18 protein-coding genes are annotated in these 16,173 nt (G+C 37.6%); 5 read left to right on the top strand and 13 right to left on the bottom strand.

Features of this window, described 5'->3' with window-relative positions:
• Positions 1 to 22: 22 nt before the first annotated feature.
• Both hemE and BLS02_RS13835 read right to left on the bottom strand, forming a co-directional pair.
• Positions 23 to 1,057 carry a uroporphyrinogen decarboxylase gene (gene hemE, locus BLS02_RS13840; RefSeq protein WP_092493617.1) on the bottom strand — a complete coding sequence of 345 codons (1,035 nt, stop codon included), beginning with the start codon at positions 1,055 to 1,057 and terminating at the stop codon, positions 23 to 25.
• A 120-nt stretch (positions 1,058 to 1,177) separates the two neighbouring features.
• The gene (locus BLS02_RS13835) at positions 1,178 to 3,331 is read right to left on the bottom strand and encodes a transglycosylase domain-containing protein (RefSeq protein WP_092493616.1); all 2,154 of its coding nucleotides are present in this window, start codon (positions 3,329 to 3,331) and stop codon (positions 1,178 to 1,180) included.
• Between the two features lie 157 nt (positions 3,332 to 3,488).
• On the opposite strand from BLS02_RS13835, the gene BLS02_RS13830 reads away from it, so the two are divergent.
• Entirely contained in the window at positions 3,489 to 3,986 is a 498-nt protein-coding gene (locus BLS02_RS13830) for an antibiotic biosynthesis monooxygenase family protein (protein WP_092493615.1), read from the top strand.
• 288 nt (positions 3,987 to 4,274) lie between these two features.
• On the opposite strand, the gene BLS02_RS13825 is transcribed toward BLS02_RS13830, so the two are convergent.
• The 7 genes from BLS02_RS13825 to BLS02_RS13795 form a co-directional block, all read right to left on the bottom strand.
• On the bottom strand, positions 4,275 to 4,772 hold the full coding sequence (locus tag BLS02_RS13825; protein ID WP_092493614.1) for a thioredoxin family protein: 498 nt from the start codon (positions 4,770 to 4,772) through the stop codon (positions 4,275 to 4,277).
• A 3-nt stretch (positions 4,773 to 4,775) separates the two neighbouring features.
• Positions 4,776 to 5,204 carry a disulfide oxidoreductase gene (locus tag BLS02_RS13820; protein ID WP_092493613.1) on the bottom strand — a complete coding sequence of 143 codons (429 nt, stop codon included), beginning with the start codon at positions 5,202 to 5,204 and terminating at the stop codon, positions 4,776 to 4,778.
• 82 nt (positions 5,205 to 5,286) lie between these two features.
• Positions 5,287 to 5,925 (bottom strand): response regulator transcription factor, encoded by a 639-nt coding sequence (locus BLS02_RS13815; protein WP_092493951.1) that lies wholly within the window; start codon positions 5,923 to 5,925, stop codon positions 5,287 to 5,289.
• Positions 5,926 to 5,943: 18 nt separating this feature from the next.
• Positions 5,944 to 6,981: a sensor histidine kinase gene (locus BLS02_RS13810; protein WP_092493612.1), complete on the bottom strand. Its 1,038-nt coding sequence runs from the start codon at positions 6,979 to 6,981 to the stop codon at positions 5,944 to 5,946.
• Between the two features lie 15 nt (positions 6,982 to 6,996).
• Complete coding sequence (liaF, locus tag BLS02_RS13805) at positions 6,997 to 7,767, bottom strand: cell wall-active antibiotics response protein LiaF (RefSeq protein ID WP_092493611.1); 771 nt, start codon at positions 7,765 to 7,767, stop codon at positions 6,997 to 6,999.
• On the bottom strand, positions 7,757 to 7,942 hold the full coding sequence (locus tag BLS02_RS13800) for a hypothetical protein (RefSeq protein ID WP_092493610.1): 186 nt from the start codon (positions 7,940 to 7,942) through the stop codon (positions 7,757 to 7,759). Before BLS02_RS13800 ends, liaF begins: the two co-directional genes overlap by 11 nt.
• Positions 7,943 to 8,031: 89 nt before the next feature.
• On the bottom strand, positions 8,032 to 8,679 hold the full coding sequence (locus BLS02_RS13795) for a phosphatase PAP2 family protein (protein ID WP_092493609.1): 648 nt from the start codon (positions 8,677 to 8,679) through the stop codon (positions 8,032 to 8,034).
• A 106-nt stretch (positions 8,680 to 8,785) separates the two neighbouring features.
• Between BLS02_RS13795 and BLS02_RS13790 the strand changes: the two genes are divergently transcribed.
• Both BLS02_RS13790 and BLS02_RS13785 read left to right on the top strand, forming a co-directional pair.
• Positions 8,786 to 9,223 (top strand): ferritin-like domain-containing protein, encoded by a 438-nt coding sequence (locus BLS02_RS13790; RefSeq protein WP_092493608.1) that lies wholly within the window; start codon positions 8,786 to 8,788, stop codon positions 9,221 to 9,223.
• 235 nt (positions 9,224 to 9,458) lie between these two features.
• On the top strand, positions 9,459 to 10,625 hold the full coding sequence (locus BLS02_RS13785; protein ID WP_092493607.1) for a M20 family metallopeptidase: 1,167 nt from the start codon (positions 9,459 to 9,461) through the stop codon (positions 10,623 to 10,625).
• Positions 10,626 to 10,659: 34 nt separating this feature from the next.
• On the opposite strand, the gene BLS02_RS13780 is transcribed toward BLS02_RS13785, so the two are convergent.
• Both BLS02_RS13780 and BLS02_RS13775 read right to left on the bottom strand, forming a co-directional pair.
• A complete protein-coding gene (locus BLS02_RS13780) occupies positions 10,660 to 11,871 on the bottom strand; it encodes an ABC transporter permease (protein WP_092493606.1) in 1,212 nt (403 codons plus the stop codon).
• Positions 11,864 to 12,607, bottom strand: coding sequence for an ABC transporter ATP-binding protein (locus BLS02_RS13775; RefSeq protein ID WP_092493605.1), 744 nt, complete (start codon positions 12,605 to 12,607; stop codon positions 11,864 to 11,866). Before BLS02_RS13775 ends, BLS02_RS13780 begins: the two co-directional genes overlap by 8 nt.
• A gap of 476 nt (positions 12,608 to 13,083) precedes the next feature.
• On the opposite strand from BLS02_RS13775, the gene BLS02_RS13770 reads away from it, so the two are divergent.
• Both BLS02_RS13770 and BLS02_RS13765 read left to right on the top strand, forming a co-directional pair.
• A complete protein-coding gene (locus tag BLS02_RS13770; protein WP_092493604.1) occupies positions 13,084 to 13,509 on the top strand; it encodes an HIT family protein in 426 nt (141 codons plus the stop codon).
• A gap of 224 nt (positions 13,510 to 13,733) precedes the next feature.
• Complete coding sequence (locus tag BLS02_RS13765) at positions 13,734 to 14,093, top strand: YtxH domain-containing protein (protein WP_092493603.1); 360 nt, start codon at positions 13,734 to 13,736, stop codon at positions 14,091 to 14,093.
• 34 nt (positions 14,094 to 14,127) lie between these two features.
• Here the strand turns inward: BLS02_RS13765 and BLS02_RS13760 are convergent, their stop codons facing one another.
• Positions 14,128 to 15,081, bottom strand: a complete 954-nt coding sequence (locus tag BLS02_RS13760; protein WP_092493602.1) for a glycine betaine ABC transporter substrate-binding protein — start codon at positions 15,079 to 15,081, stop codon at positions 14,128 to 14,130.
• 163 nt (positions 15,082 to 15,244) lie between these two features.
• Positions 15,245 to 16,153 (bottom strand): glycine betaine ABC transporter substrate-binding protein, encoded by a 909-nt coding sequence (locus BLS02_RS13755; protein ID WP_092493601.1) that lies wholly within the window; start codon positions 16,151 to 16,153, stop codon positions 15,245 to 15,247.
• Positions 16,154 to 16,173: the final 20 nt, after the last annotated feature.

Genomic DNA, 16,173 nt, shown 5'->3' with positions numbered 1-16,173 from the left:
TAAACACCTCTTCTATCCTTTATTATCGTTGTGAATAGGAATGAATTAGCTCGGTTAATTTTTTAAGTGTTTCAGGGTTTATATCTGGTGTTACACCATGACCCAAGTTGAAAACATGGCCTTCTTGCATAATTGCTTCATCTAAAATGCCCTTCGTTTTTGTTTCAATTGTTTGCCAATCTGAAAGTAAAACAGCAGGATCAAGATTACCCTGCATCACCTTTGTTACACCCATTTCCCTTGCTTCGGTAATGGATGTGCGCCAGTCCAGGCCAATAACATCTACTGGTAAGTCATTCCACTCCATCAACAGGTGTCTTGCACCTACTCCAAAAATAATTAATGGCACATTTTCCTTTTGCAAAGCCGTAAAAATACGATTCATGACTGGTTTAATATATACACGGTAATCAGCAGCATTTAATGCTCCAACCCATGAGTCAAAAATTTGTATGGCTTTAGCGCCTGCTTCAATTTGTGCCTTAACATAAGCAATCGTCATATCTGCTAGTTTGTCCATTAATGCAAACCATACCTCTGGCTGACGATACATAAATGCTTTTGTTTTTGCATAATTTTTAGATGGTCCACCCTCTATCATGTAACTTGCCAATGTAAATGGCGCACCGCTAAATCCGATAAGTGGAACTTCCAGTTGCTCTTCACTTAATAAACGAATTGTATCCAGTACATAAGGAACATCAGTTTTAGGGTTGATTGCACCCAACCTTTCTACGTCTTGAAAGTTCTTTATTGGGTTATGAATCACTGGCCCGATTCCGGATTTAATTTCTACTTCGACTCCAAGTGCAGGTAGTGGCGACATAATATCCTTATATAAAATTGCTGCATCTGTTCCATAATGTTCAACAGGCAGTCGTGTCACATACGCACATAATTCTGGCTGATGCGTAATCTCAAATAATGAATACTTCTCCTTTAATTCCCGATATTCTTTTTGGGAACGCCCAGCCTGTCGCATAAACCATGCTGGGATATAATCCGTTTTTTCTCCATTGTACGCTCTTAAAATTGTATCATTGATTTTTTCTGACATTATCTTCATCCTTTTAAACTGCCATTTTACCCACTTAAGGTCAACTATCTACTATTTACTATAGCTTTTTCCCATCCCACTGTATAGCAAACCACAAGGATTGTCACCAATTTGTCTAAATTACATTGACAAAGTTACGGTATTTGATTTATTCCCTTCCCGTTTAGTCAAGGGATCGTACGGTACAACATAATAGCTGGTAGCTTTAAAAATACTTATATTATTAACAGTAAATTCGTTTTTCTCTTCGACTTTACCAATTCGTTCATCAACACCCTCTTTTTCCTGGTAAATATGATAAACAACCCGATCGTCTTTAGCCGGGGTCCACTGCAGCTTTCCTTTAAATAATGAAAATCCGCCAAAGGAATAGTCCCCATTTAATACCACTTCTTCAGGTAATTTAATCGGTTTTGGTAAATCCTTAACATTTTCAGGCTTTTTAAAAGTAGCTGTAAGAGTTTGCTCTTTGTCCAGTTCAGATAGAATCGCCTTCGTAAGTTTTGTTGGATATTCACTGCCGCCAGTTAAGTAATGCTCTTTATCTGAAGTATCATACCCCATCCAAAGCGCACTTACATATTGTGGGGTATATCCAACAAACCATGCATCCTTTACTTCATCAGCAACATGCGGATGCTGGGTTGAACCCGTTTTTCCAGCTAACGCCTTTGAATATTCACCTGCACTTGCTGTCCCCTCGTTAACAGCTTCCGTTAATATCGATGTCATATTCCAAGCCACTTGTGGGCTGAATACGTCGGTTGTAGCTGCCTCACCTTGAAAAATAACTTCGTTTTGCTTGTCATATATTTTGTCGATTGCAAATGAATCAATAGTTTCCCCATTTCTAGCGAATGAAGTGTAACTTTCAGCCATTTTTAAAGGGGTCAGACCTTCTGAAAGTCCACCCAGCGCAATAGCAAGACCTTCATCAGGGACTGTAATATCCATTTTAGTTAAGTAGTCCTTTGCATTGGATACCCCCAATTCATTCAAAAGCCAAACTGCAGAAGCGTTTTTTGATTCTATTAATGCTTCAAATATGGATACAGCTCCCTCATAATTACCGTCATAGTTCGTTGCGGTATATCCATTAATTTCCATTTTTTGATCACGTATTAACGTATATGGTTGATATGCTTCCTGCATCATAGCCGGTCCATATACTGCAATTGGTTTCATCGTTGAACCTGGCTGACGATTAACAGTCACTCGGTTCAAATCACCTAGCTGATAATCCCTGCCGCCAATAGCAGCAACGATTTTTCCCGAATCCTGTTCCATCATGACGAAAGCGCCTTGAACACCCTTCGTATTTCCTGGGAAATAGTCCCCATTTTTGAATTTTTTATAGGCGATTTGTTGCGCCTTTTCATTCATATTTACAACAATTCGATATCCACCGCGTTTTAACTCATTATTCGACAAATTATATTCTTCTTTAGCTTCCTGTAACACTAAATCATTATAGCTATCTGTCCATGGATTTGGTTTATTTTTCTTCACTTTTAATCCTAATGTCTTACCTTGAGAACTCATACGCTTCTCAGTCGAAATCTTGCCTGTATCATCCATCGCTTTTAAGACAACATTTCTTCGTGCTTTTGCTTTCTTAGGGTGATCAACTGGCGAATATCCATTGGGCGCTTTAGCTAGACCAGCCAATAGCGCACCTTCCGTCACATTAAGATCCTTGACTGACTTCGAAAAGAACGTTTGTGAGGCAGTCTCAATTCCATATAAACCTTGTCCAAAATAAATTTCATTTAAGTATAACTCCAAAATCTCATCCTTAGAATATTTACGTTCCAGATGTATTGCAGCCATCACTTCTTTGGTTTTACGCATCCATGTTTTATCATTATGCAAAAACAGATTCTTTGCTAACTGCTGCGTGATGGTACTTGCACCTTCCACTTTTGCCATAGCTATAATATCACGATAGACCGCTCGCACAACCGATTGAAAATCCACACCTCCATGATCATAGAAACGTCTGTCCTCGACAGCTACAAAAGCTTCCGTTACATGGCCTGGAATTTCTTCTATGTTTACCGGAATTCGATTTTCATTATATAATTTACCAATTATATTCCCATCACTAGTTTCAATTGTTGTCGTTGCATCCAGTATTAATTCTTCTTCATCGACAACAAGGTTTCCACCGAATAAAATAGCCGTATATCCTATTATTGCAACAATTAAAATAAAAGCGGACGAAATCAACAGCCATTTCATTTTCTTTCTTATAGAGCTCTTGGATTTATGCATTTATTCACCTCTATATTTATTGCACACACACTTTATTATACGACAAAATTCGTCATTAAAAAAGGAATAATACTTACTGTTACTTAATAATTATTTTAATTGAGTATGAGGCAAAAAATAGGGTATGTTAAAATGAAAAGAAAGAAAGGGGTATACTATGAATGCATATATGACGAATGGGACATTTGATTTTCTAAAAAAACTCAGAGACGACCATCCAGCTATTGATTTTTATTATATGAGCGGGGACTCTAGCACGTTAGTTTATTATGAAGCTAGCAGTAAAAGCATTTTCTCAGCAGGAAGATCGTATGAGGCAATTATCAAAAATGGAGATTTACAAGACAGTGGCTTTGTTGTCATGAATAACATCCCTGTTACCGAGGAAGGTACAGCAGTTTTCGAAGACCGGTTCAAGCAACGACAACAGAATGTGGACTCAATGCCTGGATTCCAAGCATTTCGTTTGTTAAAGCCGAAAAAAGGTAATACTTACGTTGTCTTGACACAATGGGCCTCAGAGGATGACTTTGAAAACTGGAAAAACTCGGACCAATTTAAAAAAGCCCATAAAGACGGTGGTACAAAACCACCTGCATATTTTGCAGACAGACCATTCATAACAAGCTATCGGATGATAAACCTGGATGATTGAGGAGTATGAGCACCATGTAAAGAGATTTTCAACCTCACAGGGTGCGTTCTTTACGAGCGAGGCAGCTTAAGTACGCGACGTCCTTTGTACCCGGAGCGGTGAAAGCGAGTATATTCCAACTGTGTGGTCAGGGTGCCTCACTAAAGACTACAAATCGGTTACCTTTAGTTAACTTTCACAGTTTATCAACTGTGAAGATAAAAATTTGTCATCCGCCAAGGGCTCTATTGCTGAATACGTTAGCTATACTTATACACTCAATAAAAAAGCTAGCTTGGGGTAACCACCCTAGCTAGCTTCTTCATTTCCATCTACTGCATACTCATTGAAAAACGCTCTGAACATTTCTTCCGATTGCGATCCATTCACTCGATCTACTTCTTCTCCATCTTCAAAGTGAACAAGTGTTGGGGTACTTTGGATACTATAATTACTCCATGCATCTTCAAATTCCAATACATTTAATTTCTTCATATCAACGCCCATGTCCTCAGCCAGTGGGGCAAGTATTGGTGTAGTACGCTTACAGTGTGGACATGTTGGATCATAAAAATACACGGTTACGTCCTCTCCGTTATCCAACTTTTCCTCCAAGTTATCAGGGGTGATTTGATTCTGATAATCAGGATCATCAAGCTGATCAATTGTTGCTTGATGCAAGTTATCTTTTCCATAAGGGTTTTCATTATCGCCCATAGCCTGGTTGTTTTTATAATCAATCACAAAGTAAAGTGCAATAAACAAAACTAGTATTGAAGCCAATATAATTAGCATTTTCTTTTGCATATCTTACTTCCTCCCATCTTGTTTGATAATTATAATATGTAGAACAAAAATTACAATAAACGCAATTCCAGCTAGAAAAGGAATCGTAACAAATCCAAAATAATTAACGTATTGCGTATTACATGGAACTGCTCCACAAGACCCACCAGCTTCATGCAACGCTGGCAATTTTTGAATTAGATAATGATAGATTGAAACTAACAAGCCAATTCCACTTAAGATTAACCCTGGCAATGCAACTGCTATATCTTTTTTGATAGCTGCTACACCATAGATAATCACTAACGGGTACATTAATATTCGCTGTATCCAGCATAATTCGCATGGGACATACCCCATTACTTCAGAAAAGAACAAGCTACCCAATAGCGCAAGAAGTGCCTGAGCCCAAACAAGCATTAATAATGTTTCATTTGATTTTGTATTGTCCATGTTCGCGTACTCCTTTATTTATCATACATAAGAATTATACAAGACTCTATAATAAAAAATCAAAAAAGAGGATTACATAATTCTAATCCTCTTGTTTAACTATGTCATTTTTGTGAACATATACTGCTGCTTGTGTACGGTCATGAACGTCCAGTTTTGATAGTATATTACTAACATGTGTTTTTACTGTTTTAATCCCAATATAAAGTTTATCGCCAATTTCCTGATTGGTAAGGCCATCACCGATACACAAAAGTACCTCAAGCTCACGTTCCGTCAGTTCATCGTGTGCTTTCCTTTGCTCTGTCCGAAAACTGGTCATCATTTTCCCAGCAACCTTTGGCTCAATTACATTTTTGCCAGCTCCAGCTTTTTTAACTGCATCTGCAATTTCGGATGCTGAAGAAGTTTTTAAAATATAACTGAACGCCCCCGCTTCAATTGCAGGGAACACCTGTTTATCATCATAGTAGCTTGTTAGAATAATAATTTTGCATGCTGGAAACTCTCTCATTACCTTTGCCGTTGCTTCAATTCCTGAACCATTTTCCATCATCAGATCCATTAGAACAACATCTGGTTTTGTTTGTAAAATCAAATCGACACCGTCATTGCCACTAGAAGCTTCACCAACAACTTCAATGTCACTCTCTGTCTGCAAATAGGCTACTATCCCTTTACGCACAATTTCATGATCATCTACTACTACTACACGAATTATCATTTTTCTCCTCCTAATTTAACAAGGAATGCGGATATCCAAATATGTTCCTTCACCTTGAATTGAACGGATCGTGAACGTTCCACCTAGTTCCTCGCTTCGCTCCCTCATCGTTTTCAATCCATATGAAGTTTTACGGTTCGTATCTTCATCCACATTAAACCCTTCTCCATTATCACTGATATGCAAAAATAACTCATTTGCTCTTATAAAAATTTTTATTTTAGCTTCTGATGCAGCGGCATGACGGAGTGTATTTGATAATGATTCCTGAATTATACGAAAAACATGCTCTTCCGTGGTTTCGGACAATTCAATATCTTCATCAATCGATACCGTAAAATTCATATTCGTTTTTTGTTTCAGTTCATCAATTAGCTTCTTTACCCCAATTGGCAAAGGCTCCCCGGATAAATGAACAGGTCGTAAATGCAATAATAGTGCACGCATCTCAGTCTGTGCCTTCAACGCGCTATCAGCGACATCTCTTAGTTGTGTCTTAGCTACCTCAGAATCAATATCCAACTGCTTCAAAGCCGCTTCAGACATCATGGTTATCGCGAATAACTGCTGACTGACCGCATCATGCAGATCACGAGCTAATCGCTGTCTTTCTTCAATGACTGCAGCCTTATGTGACGACTTGGCAAAATCGGCTTTTTCATCAGCCATTCGTTGTAATGACTTCACCTGGTTTTGCAATTTTTCGCCAAGTTCATTCATCTCATTACTAATTCTCGTAACCTCGTCACTTTCATTAAAATAGACACGTGATTGATAGTTTCCATTCGCAAATTGGGTAATCAATACAGATAAATAATCCAACCGTTCTTTTATTTCGCCACTTGATTTAAAACCGGCATAAACAGAAATTACAAGACCTAATAAAACATACAGCAAAATAAATACAAATATGCTCATTGCAGAAAGCCAGTCTGGACTTACCAGGACATGTATCGACAATAATACAGATAAAAGAATAACCGTTGTTAGAAAAACCGCATATAAATGAGAACGAATATACATGTAACGGATACTGCTAAATTTTTTCATCATTTATTCGTTCCCCTTTCAAACCGTAACAACTCGAATGGAACCTGCCTTCAAATCAAGTAGAATATCCAGTTTTTTTATTGCTGTTTCGTAATCAACAGTTTCGTGCATTAGATGTCTATTGATTCCTTCCGCCTTTCTCCCGGCTATATCAATTTCTCCTGCCTTAACAGAAGCATCAACACGAAACTCAATATTCTCAGGAATTAGAATATGAACATCACCGGCCAACGAGTTAATGGTAATTGGAATTTCTTTTTCTGGAATAAATGCTTTTGAAAAATCGAGATAAAAATCCCCAGCCATACTTTTAAGGTTCATCGGCTCTACTTTCCAGTTAGGCTGATTAAACTCATGTTCGCCAATTGAGAAGAAACTGCTGTCATAATTGCCTTTTACTTTATTCCTTTTAGACCATTTTTTATCCCATTTGATATTCCACTTGCTTCGCTTTTGAGAATTACCTATAAAAGAAAATCCAATATAAACAATTAGCAGCGGCCACAATTTATACACATCATTAAAGGTAAATTCAATTAGTTCAAAACGGTCAAACAGTAAGAGTGAACCAAAAATAAAGAAAAATGATCCAAAAATCCAGCTTCCTCCTTGATACCTTATTTTATCAAGCATCCACTTTAGACCAAAAATAATAAATAGAACTGGATAAATATAAATCCAGGCATTATTCATATTAAAATCAATAATTCCTATATTAGATAAAACTAATGCTGCCCCTACTAAAATAAGCATAATTGCTACAAAAGACCGCAAAAAACTATTCCTCATTTTGCACACCTCTTTCTCTCTTTCGATAGCTTAGAATTGTTTTATTTTTTAAGCTGTCAACACCAATCACATAAACAAAATAACCTATTGATAAAAACATAGCTGCAATAAATGAATATAAAAAATTACGATTTTTAAATTCCTGTGTAACTTGATTGTGCGATACAGCCTCCATTTCGAAAACTCCCTCTGATTTAACTTACTTCTATTTTACTAAGTGGTATCTCGAAAGATAATAGTCTCTGGATTGTTTTTGTCTCCGTCTTAAGACTGAATCTTAAACCTGCGATTACGTATTAGTTCGTATAAATAAATTAAACCTACTAAAAAAATAAATCCAAATATAAAACCAGCGAGTACATCTGTTAAATAATGCACATTAATCATATACCTGCTTATTCCAATCAGAAAAATTAGTAGCGCAAACAGGAATTGAACCACAAAAGTGGCTTTTGCAGATGTAAGATTCTTCGTAATAAAATACGCCAGCAAACCATAACAAACCATCGATATCATCGCATGCCCGGATGGAAAACTATACCCTTCAGCATTGGCGGCAACGAGAATACTTGGGCGCTCCCGCTCAACAAGTTTTTTTATCAATATGTTCAAGCCATGGCTAGTAAGCGTTCCTATTCCAAAAACCAATGCCGGCAGCCAGTCACGAAAAATCCACCATAACATAAGGGTAATAATGATTGTGAACGGCACTAAAAACTCTTCAGATCCCAGTTCTGTCGTCCAGCGGAAAAACGTATAAACACTGGAGTCATCAAATTTTTCAACAACTCCACGTGTCAGCCGATCAACATACAAGGTTTGTCCAGTAAGAATCCGCGTCACCCAAGTACCTAAGGTTATAATGACAATCGAAAATAAAAAAATAATAATATAATTCCGTTTATTCCACACGTAAATAACCTCCTTATCCCATAATACCTTACTTAACGTTTTAAAAAAATGGAATAGGGAAATGTAATTATATAGATAAAAATCATATGAAAGGTTGCGATATGCTATGAATAAAGATTTACAAAATTTAATTGATGGTCTAAATGAAGACCTTGCAAATGAATATGGAGCAGCAATCCAATATACGTATAGTGCTTCAGTTGTGTACGGGTTATATCGTTCTGCATTGAAACCATTTTTCGAGGCGGAAATCAACGATGAAATGGGGCATGCACTATACTTATCAGAAAAAATCAGTACACTCGGCGGTACACCAACAACGAAGTCAGCAGATATTCCGCAGCCTACTGAAGTAAAAGACCTATTGGAGGCAACACTTAACTCAGAAAAAGACACCATCGAACGCTATGAACAACGTAAAAAACAAGCAGACGAATTAGGCTATACCGAGTTAGTTGTTAAACTCGAAGACATGATAGCTGATGAAACACATCATAAAGAAGAAGTTGAACGGTTATTAAAAGACCCAAGATTTTCATCATAATCCAGTAAGGTTGTCTCAAATTAGAGGCAACCTTTTTTAATTGCACATGTAACCAGTTGATGATCGCGCTCTTCTGTTGATGTTCTCGCTATTCTGTTGATGTTCGCGCTCCTTCTGTCGATACACCCGCTCCTTCTGTTGATACACCGCTCACTTCATCTCATTCTCAACAAAACTATTCAACCTGCTCCTAAAAATGTTATAATAATTAGAAAATATAAGAGGAGTTTTTATTTTGCTAAATGAAATACATAAACAACTTGATGCGCTTTACCCGGAAATGGTTGAAATCCGACGTTTCCTGCATCAGTATCCAGAACTTTCTTTTCATGAAACAAAAACAGCACAATATATCGCAGACTTCTATGAAAAACTAGGAATCCCATACCAGACGAACGTTGGCGGAAACGGTGTCATTGCTACATTAAAAGGTGGTAAGCCTGGCAAAACTGTTGCATTAAGAGCAGACTTTGATGCCCTGCCAATCCAGGATGAGAAAGATGTTCCATATAAGTCAAAAGTAGATGGCGTGATGCATGCGTGTGGACATGATGGACACACTGCTACATTGCTCATGCTCGCAAAAACAATGATGTCCTTCCAAGAGGATTTGCCTGGAACAATCGTCTTCCTGCATCAACATGCTGAAGAGTATGCACCAGGTGGGGCTAAACCAATTATTGAATCTGGTGCAATTGATCATGTTGATGCAGTATTTGGAACACATCTTTGGGCCACTACCCCATTCGGTGTGCTGCAAACGACCAAAGATGTATTTATGGCTGGGACAGACCGCTTCACAATAACGATTCATGGTCAAGGTGGGCACGGTGCATATCCTCATGAAACAAAGGATGCTATTGTAATCGGTTCACAGCTGATAACACAGCTTCAGCAAATTGTAAGCAGACGATTAGACCCACTGGAAACGGCAGTGCTTACAATTGGTGTATTTGAAGCAGGTACGACATTTAATGTTATTGCAGATAAAGCAAAGATAGTCGGCACGGTACGATTTTTAAATACAGCTGTCCAAGAGCAAGTCATAGAAGAAATGGAAAAAGTAATCAAAGGAGTATGTGTTTCGAGTGACGCTTCCTATTCATTCGATTATGTAAAAGGCTATCCACCACTAGTTAACCATGCTGAGGAAGCTGAACTTGTCCTGAAGGCTGGTGAAAAAATCGAGGAAATTCATACTGCTGAGGAAGTACTGCCTGTCATGGGTGGCGAAGACTTTGCGTATTATACAATGAAAAAGCCTGGTGCTTACTTTTTCACAGGGGCTCAAAAGGAAGGTAATGAATTCCCGCATCATCATCCAAAATTTGATATTGAAGAACGCGCATTACCAGTGGCAGCCAAGACATTAATTCAAGCCTATTTTGATTATCAAAAGTAATAATAAATACCCTTCAACAATTGAAGGGTATTTATTATTTCATCTTCTTTTTCACATAACCGTTTATAAATAGATAATTAAATACTATCCCCACAACCAGAACAGCCAGCACCCCAATTAACTCACCCATCCCTAAAAATAATAGAGCGAAAATCACAGTTTGAATAACTGTTAATTGAAAAAGCAATTTCACCATTGATCTTTGACGAATCTCCAAGTCGACAGGGTACAAGTCTAACCACATAATCGTCCGATGGTGATGATAAAGTGTCATCATTTGAAAACTGCTCATATACAAGAATAACAGGGCGAAAATTAACTTCATCCATATATTTGGTACATAGTAAATAAATAATCCGCCAATAAAAATCAAACGAAAATACATACCCAGATAATCACCACTGCGGATAAAGGTAATTCGATATAAATAATCAAATGTATGCTTGTTGGCAAAAGGCACCTTATTAATAAGTGATACGAGCCAATGTCTGGTTTTAACTTGATTTCTCAAATGCGGGACATCGGTAAACATATTTGCCAGCCGGTAAAAAGAATGCATGCGATTACGGTCTTTTTCAACCAATAAATCCCACAAAATACCTGCCTGTTTTCTTGAAATATTTAAATCATATAGAAACACAAGTGTAAATAATAATGTCGTAACCCCCGCTAACAGCATTTCGCCTTGAATGATAAAATAAAATACAGCAATATTTAATAGGGTTCGTACGAGCAAATCAACCTGACGAATTCCCGGTTCGCGTATTTTCAGCATCCACCAATTCGCCATTAGGTTCCAGCCTTTGAAAACTAGAACAACAAGCAACGTTAATAAATAGACCTTGCCAGCACGATCAGGATATGTAGCAGAATATAACGGACCAAACATAGCTCCTAAGAGTAAGATTAAATATAGCTGAATAACGAAGCTGTAGAAAATTCCATTCCGAAAGTAGGGCCCCATTTTATTTTCAGCAGTTATTAAGAATACTAAATCTGGTTCTTTTAATAATGTCCTGACCGGACTATAACTAACTAGAAGCCCAAATACAGCACCGATAATAATTGCTGTAGGAAAATTTTCCGGAAGTGCTGTTAACCACTGCTGATAATAATAGGCAAGAGCTGAAACAAAAAATAGCATTGCAAAAGCAATATGCCCATTGAAAATATAACGTAAATAGCGGCTTGTCTCCTTAATATGCGCAGCAAACCGTTTCTTGAAAAATTCATGTGCATTAAACATGGCTATCTTCCTTTGTTAATTGCACATACAAGTCATCAAGTGTTGACGCAGGCATGTTGAATTTCTGCCGCAGCTCATCCAACGTGCCAATTGCCCGAATTTCGCCATCATGCAAAATTACAAACCGGTCACAATAACGCTCTGCGGTTGCAAGAATATGTGTTGACATCAGCACCCCTGAACCATTGGCCTTCATCTTATCCATTAGTTGTAAATAAGACTTAATCCCAAGCGGATCCAGCCCAACAAACGGCTCATCAACAATATATAATGGCGGTTCAATTAGAAAAGCACACATAATCATTACTTTTTGGCGCATCCCTTTTGAGAAATGAACAGGAAACCATTTTAATTTTTTTTCCATTCGAAATTCATTCAATAATGGAGGCAGTCTTTTTTCAAATACATCTTCAGGTATATTATAAGCCATTGCAGTCAACTGAAGATGTTCATATAATGTTAACTCATCATATAAAATCGGCATCTCAGGTATATAGGCCATTTGATTCCGATAAGTTGTCCTGTTTTCCTGAAAAGTTTTGCCATTTACAGCAACCTTGCCCTTTTTTGCATGCATTAAGCCAATAACATGTTTGATTGTGGTACTTTTTCCGGCACCATTCAAACCAATAAGCCCTACAATTTCGCCTGGAAAGACATTAAATGAAATGCCTTGCAGAACGTTTTTATGTGTATAACCACCATACAGATTATCAATATGTAACAAAGGTTCCACGAGATTTCCTCCTAGTATTCACTTAGCTAAAATTTTACCATGTTTACCGAGCAAAGCCAAAACAAACTATTCACCAGTTTTCGACAGAAATTGTGTATAAAATTTCTTAATCCGTTCACACTAACAAATGAAGTCATGAGGATCTAACACTATCATAAAATTTCGTATTGCACACAAATGAGGTGTTTGTGATCGATAATTCTGTGATTGACAATCTAATGAAATAAACCCTTTTGCCAGGGCGTCTCAATTACTTTGAGATGCTGACAAAAAGGTTTTTTGTAATCACGTTAAGTAGCAGCATGCGATTTAACATTAATTACAAAGTCCCCAACGTTAGAGTGTATAGCATCCTCATACTTCTTAAAGCAGGCAGGTCCATTAGCGTGGGCCTGACCTGTTTATTTAATTGCAATAGCTTTACATTATACCCTATTCCTATATACAATAAAGTAAAATGATTAGGAGTGATTTGCATGCCGCATGAAGATTGTATTTTTTGCAAAATCTTAAATGGAGAGATCCCATCAGCAAAAGTTTATGAAGATGAATATGTCTACGCATTCCTTGATATTAGCCAGGTAACAAAAGGGCATACGCTAGTGATACCAAAGATACACACAAAGAACATTTATGAAACTCCACCAGAGGTTGCAAGTTCGCTATTTGCAAGAATTCCAACAATCGCAAACGCAATCAAAAAAGCCTATAAGCCAATCGGGATGAATCTTTTAAATAACAATGAAAAAGCTGCAGATCAATCGGTATTCCATTTACATATTCATATCATACCGCGCTACGGTGACAGTGACGGATTTTCATCAAAATGGGTAACACATGAAAAGGTCTACACGCCAGAGGACCTGCAGCAAATTGCAAAAGAGATTGGTTTAGAAGTCTAAACGGTTAATTGATATATCTGAAAATTAGTACTTTTTATTTCGCCTACTATTTGATATAATATTATTGTGTTAATTAATGCTATATTGATCCTCTGGCACAGATTGTCAGAGGATTTATGCAGTAAGAAAATTTTTATACTTTCCTAACTGCTTAAAAAAACATGTTTCATAGTAACCTCAAAAAAGGAAAAGATATACCAAGAGTTGAAAGGAGCGTATTCTCTATGGCAAACGGAAAATCACTAATTCTCGGGATTATGGTTGGGGGAGCTGTCAGTGCCACAGCAACTTTACTGAGTACACCTTCATCAGGAAGAGACTTTCGCTATCGTGCAAAAGAACAAAGTATGGAATGGAAAAGTATGCTTGAAAATATTAAACTTGATGGACTGCGTTTGAAAAAGCAAATTTCAGAAACTTCAAAAGAAGGTGCTGCCCTAATCAAAGAACTAACTCAGGAAATGAAAAGATCTGTTGAGGAGTGGAAAGGTACTGTTGAACCCCATCGAGAAAATATCCATGAATATTTAGAACAAATTGAATCAAGCTTGAAAGATTTAGAAACTAAACTTAAAAAAGAATGAAAAAACAGGCTATCAAGGTTGATAGCCTGTTTTTCTATTCTGCAGGTTCCAGATCTTCTATTGACTCTATATCCATATAAGACGGAACAACTAGACCGATTTTTGCGCCTTCAAGATTTGCACCAAGATCTTCAAATTGATCGGAGTACTTATCATAAAAATCTTTATGCGTTACTGGCATCCAAGCAGCAAGTGTTGCATCACCATCACCATTTGCAATTGATTCAAATACAACTGCAACATCTACTGGTGTAACCGTGACATCATAACCTAATTTCTCCATTACAGCTTTCATCACAAACGCTGAAGAACGTTCGGAATCCCAAGGTGTTGATACAAGTTCAAATGACTCTCCATCAACTTCTTCGACTCCCTTCGTCCAGTCGCTAATCTTATCCTGATTATTTTCTACCCAGCGCTTGGCAACTGCTTCAATGTCGTCGCCAGTTTCTTGTGATTCATACATAATGCTCTCCATATCTTTTACATCCCACTTAAATTGGTCAACTAATTTGTAAGCGTTTGGCTTTTCCTCTTTTAGGCCTTGTCTGGCAATAGTCTTAATTACTTCTTCCGTACCGTATATACCTTTAGGGTCATCCAAATACTTCATATCTGGGTATTTGGCAAATGTCCAATGTGGGTTCCAGCCAGTAATAATGATTGGCTCTTCGTCTTTAATTGCTTTATCCAGTTCTGACGCCATTGCAGCAGTGGAAGATAAGTTTACTTCCCATCCACTCAACGAATCATACTCTTCAATTGCTTTCTCTGTTGTTACTGATATCCCTGCTCCCGGCTCTATACCGGTAATTGTATGTTCTATTGCTTCACCATAATTAGTTTCGCCCTCAGTGCCTGTATTCTCTTCATTATTGCCTGCATTACCCTCGTTGTCACCGCCAGATCCACATCCAGCCGCAATAAGTATTGCTAAAAGCCCCAAAATAAATGTTAATTTTGTCCATCTACGATTGTTTTTGATCATGCCTCTAATCCTCTCCTTCTTATCAATTTTGCTTAGAAAACTTGTAAATGCCAATATTAGTGGAAACTAAAATAGTTGTACTATTTATACAGATAGAGTACTGCCATACCCTGCTACTAAAACTAAAGGCTGATACATTTTAGTATCAGCCTTTAGTTTTGTTTTATTCTACTTCAGAAGTCCATTCATCTACTTTATCCTGGTTTTCTTCAACCCATGTTGCGGTTGCTTCTTCAACAGGAGTACCATTCTGAACTGATAGCATTACACTTTCAATGTCAGCAGAATCCCATTTAAAGGCATCTAGTACTTTGTATGCGTTTGGTAGATCTTCTTTAAGTCCTTTACGAGCCATTGTTTCGATTGTTTCAGCATCACCATATACACCTTCTGGATCTTCTAAATATTTTAAGTCATATTTTTGGAATTTCCAGTGTGGAGACCAACCTGTAACAATAATTTCTTCTTCGTTTTCGATTGCTTCACCTAGAGCAGTTGCCATTGCACCACTTGAGGATGTTTGAACTTCCCATCCATCTAGATTGTCATATGTCTCTACAGCGTCTTCTGTAGCTGCTACAACACCAGCTCCAGGCTCGATACCAGTGATCGTTTTATCAGCCTGTGAATCAAGATCAGCCAAAGAGTTAACATCCATGTATTCTGGTACAACTGCACCAATTTTCGCGCCTTCTAAGTTAACACCTAGCTCTTCCAATTGGTCTGAATACTCTTCATACTGTGTAGCGTGTGTTCCTGGTAACCATGCTGCAACCATAGCGTCTGCTTCTCCGTTTGCAACAGCTTCCCACATTACTGAGTTATCAAGTGGTGTTAATTCAACATCATATCCAAGGTCTTCTAACACCTTTCCAACAACATTTGTAGATGCAACTTCAGTGTCCCATTCTACATAAGCTAATTCAATTTCTTTACCTTCACCGACTTTAGCTGAACTATCATCGGATCCTCCGTCGTCTGTTGTTTCGCCATCAGAGCCACAACCTGCAGCTACTAATGATAATGAAAGTCCGGCAGCAATGCCTAGACGTTTCCAGTTAAATTTTAACATAACTATAAAACTCCCCTTTT

Source organism: Virgibacillus salinus, from assembly GCF_900102415.1.
GTDB classification, from domain to species: Bacteria; Bacillota; Bacilli; order Bacillales; family Amphibacillaceae; genus Lentibacillus; species Lentibacillus subterraneus.
The sequence above is the reverse complement of the archived record's forward strand: the minus strand, read 5'-3'. Positions and strand labels throughout refer to the sequence as shown.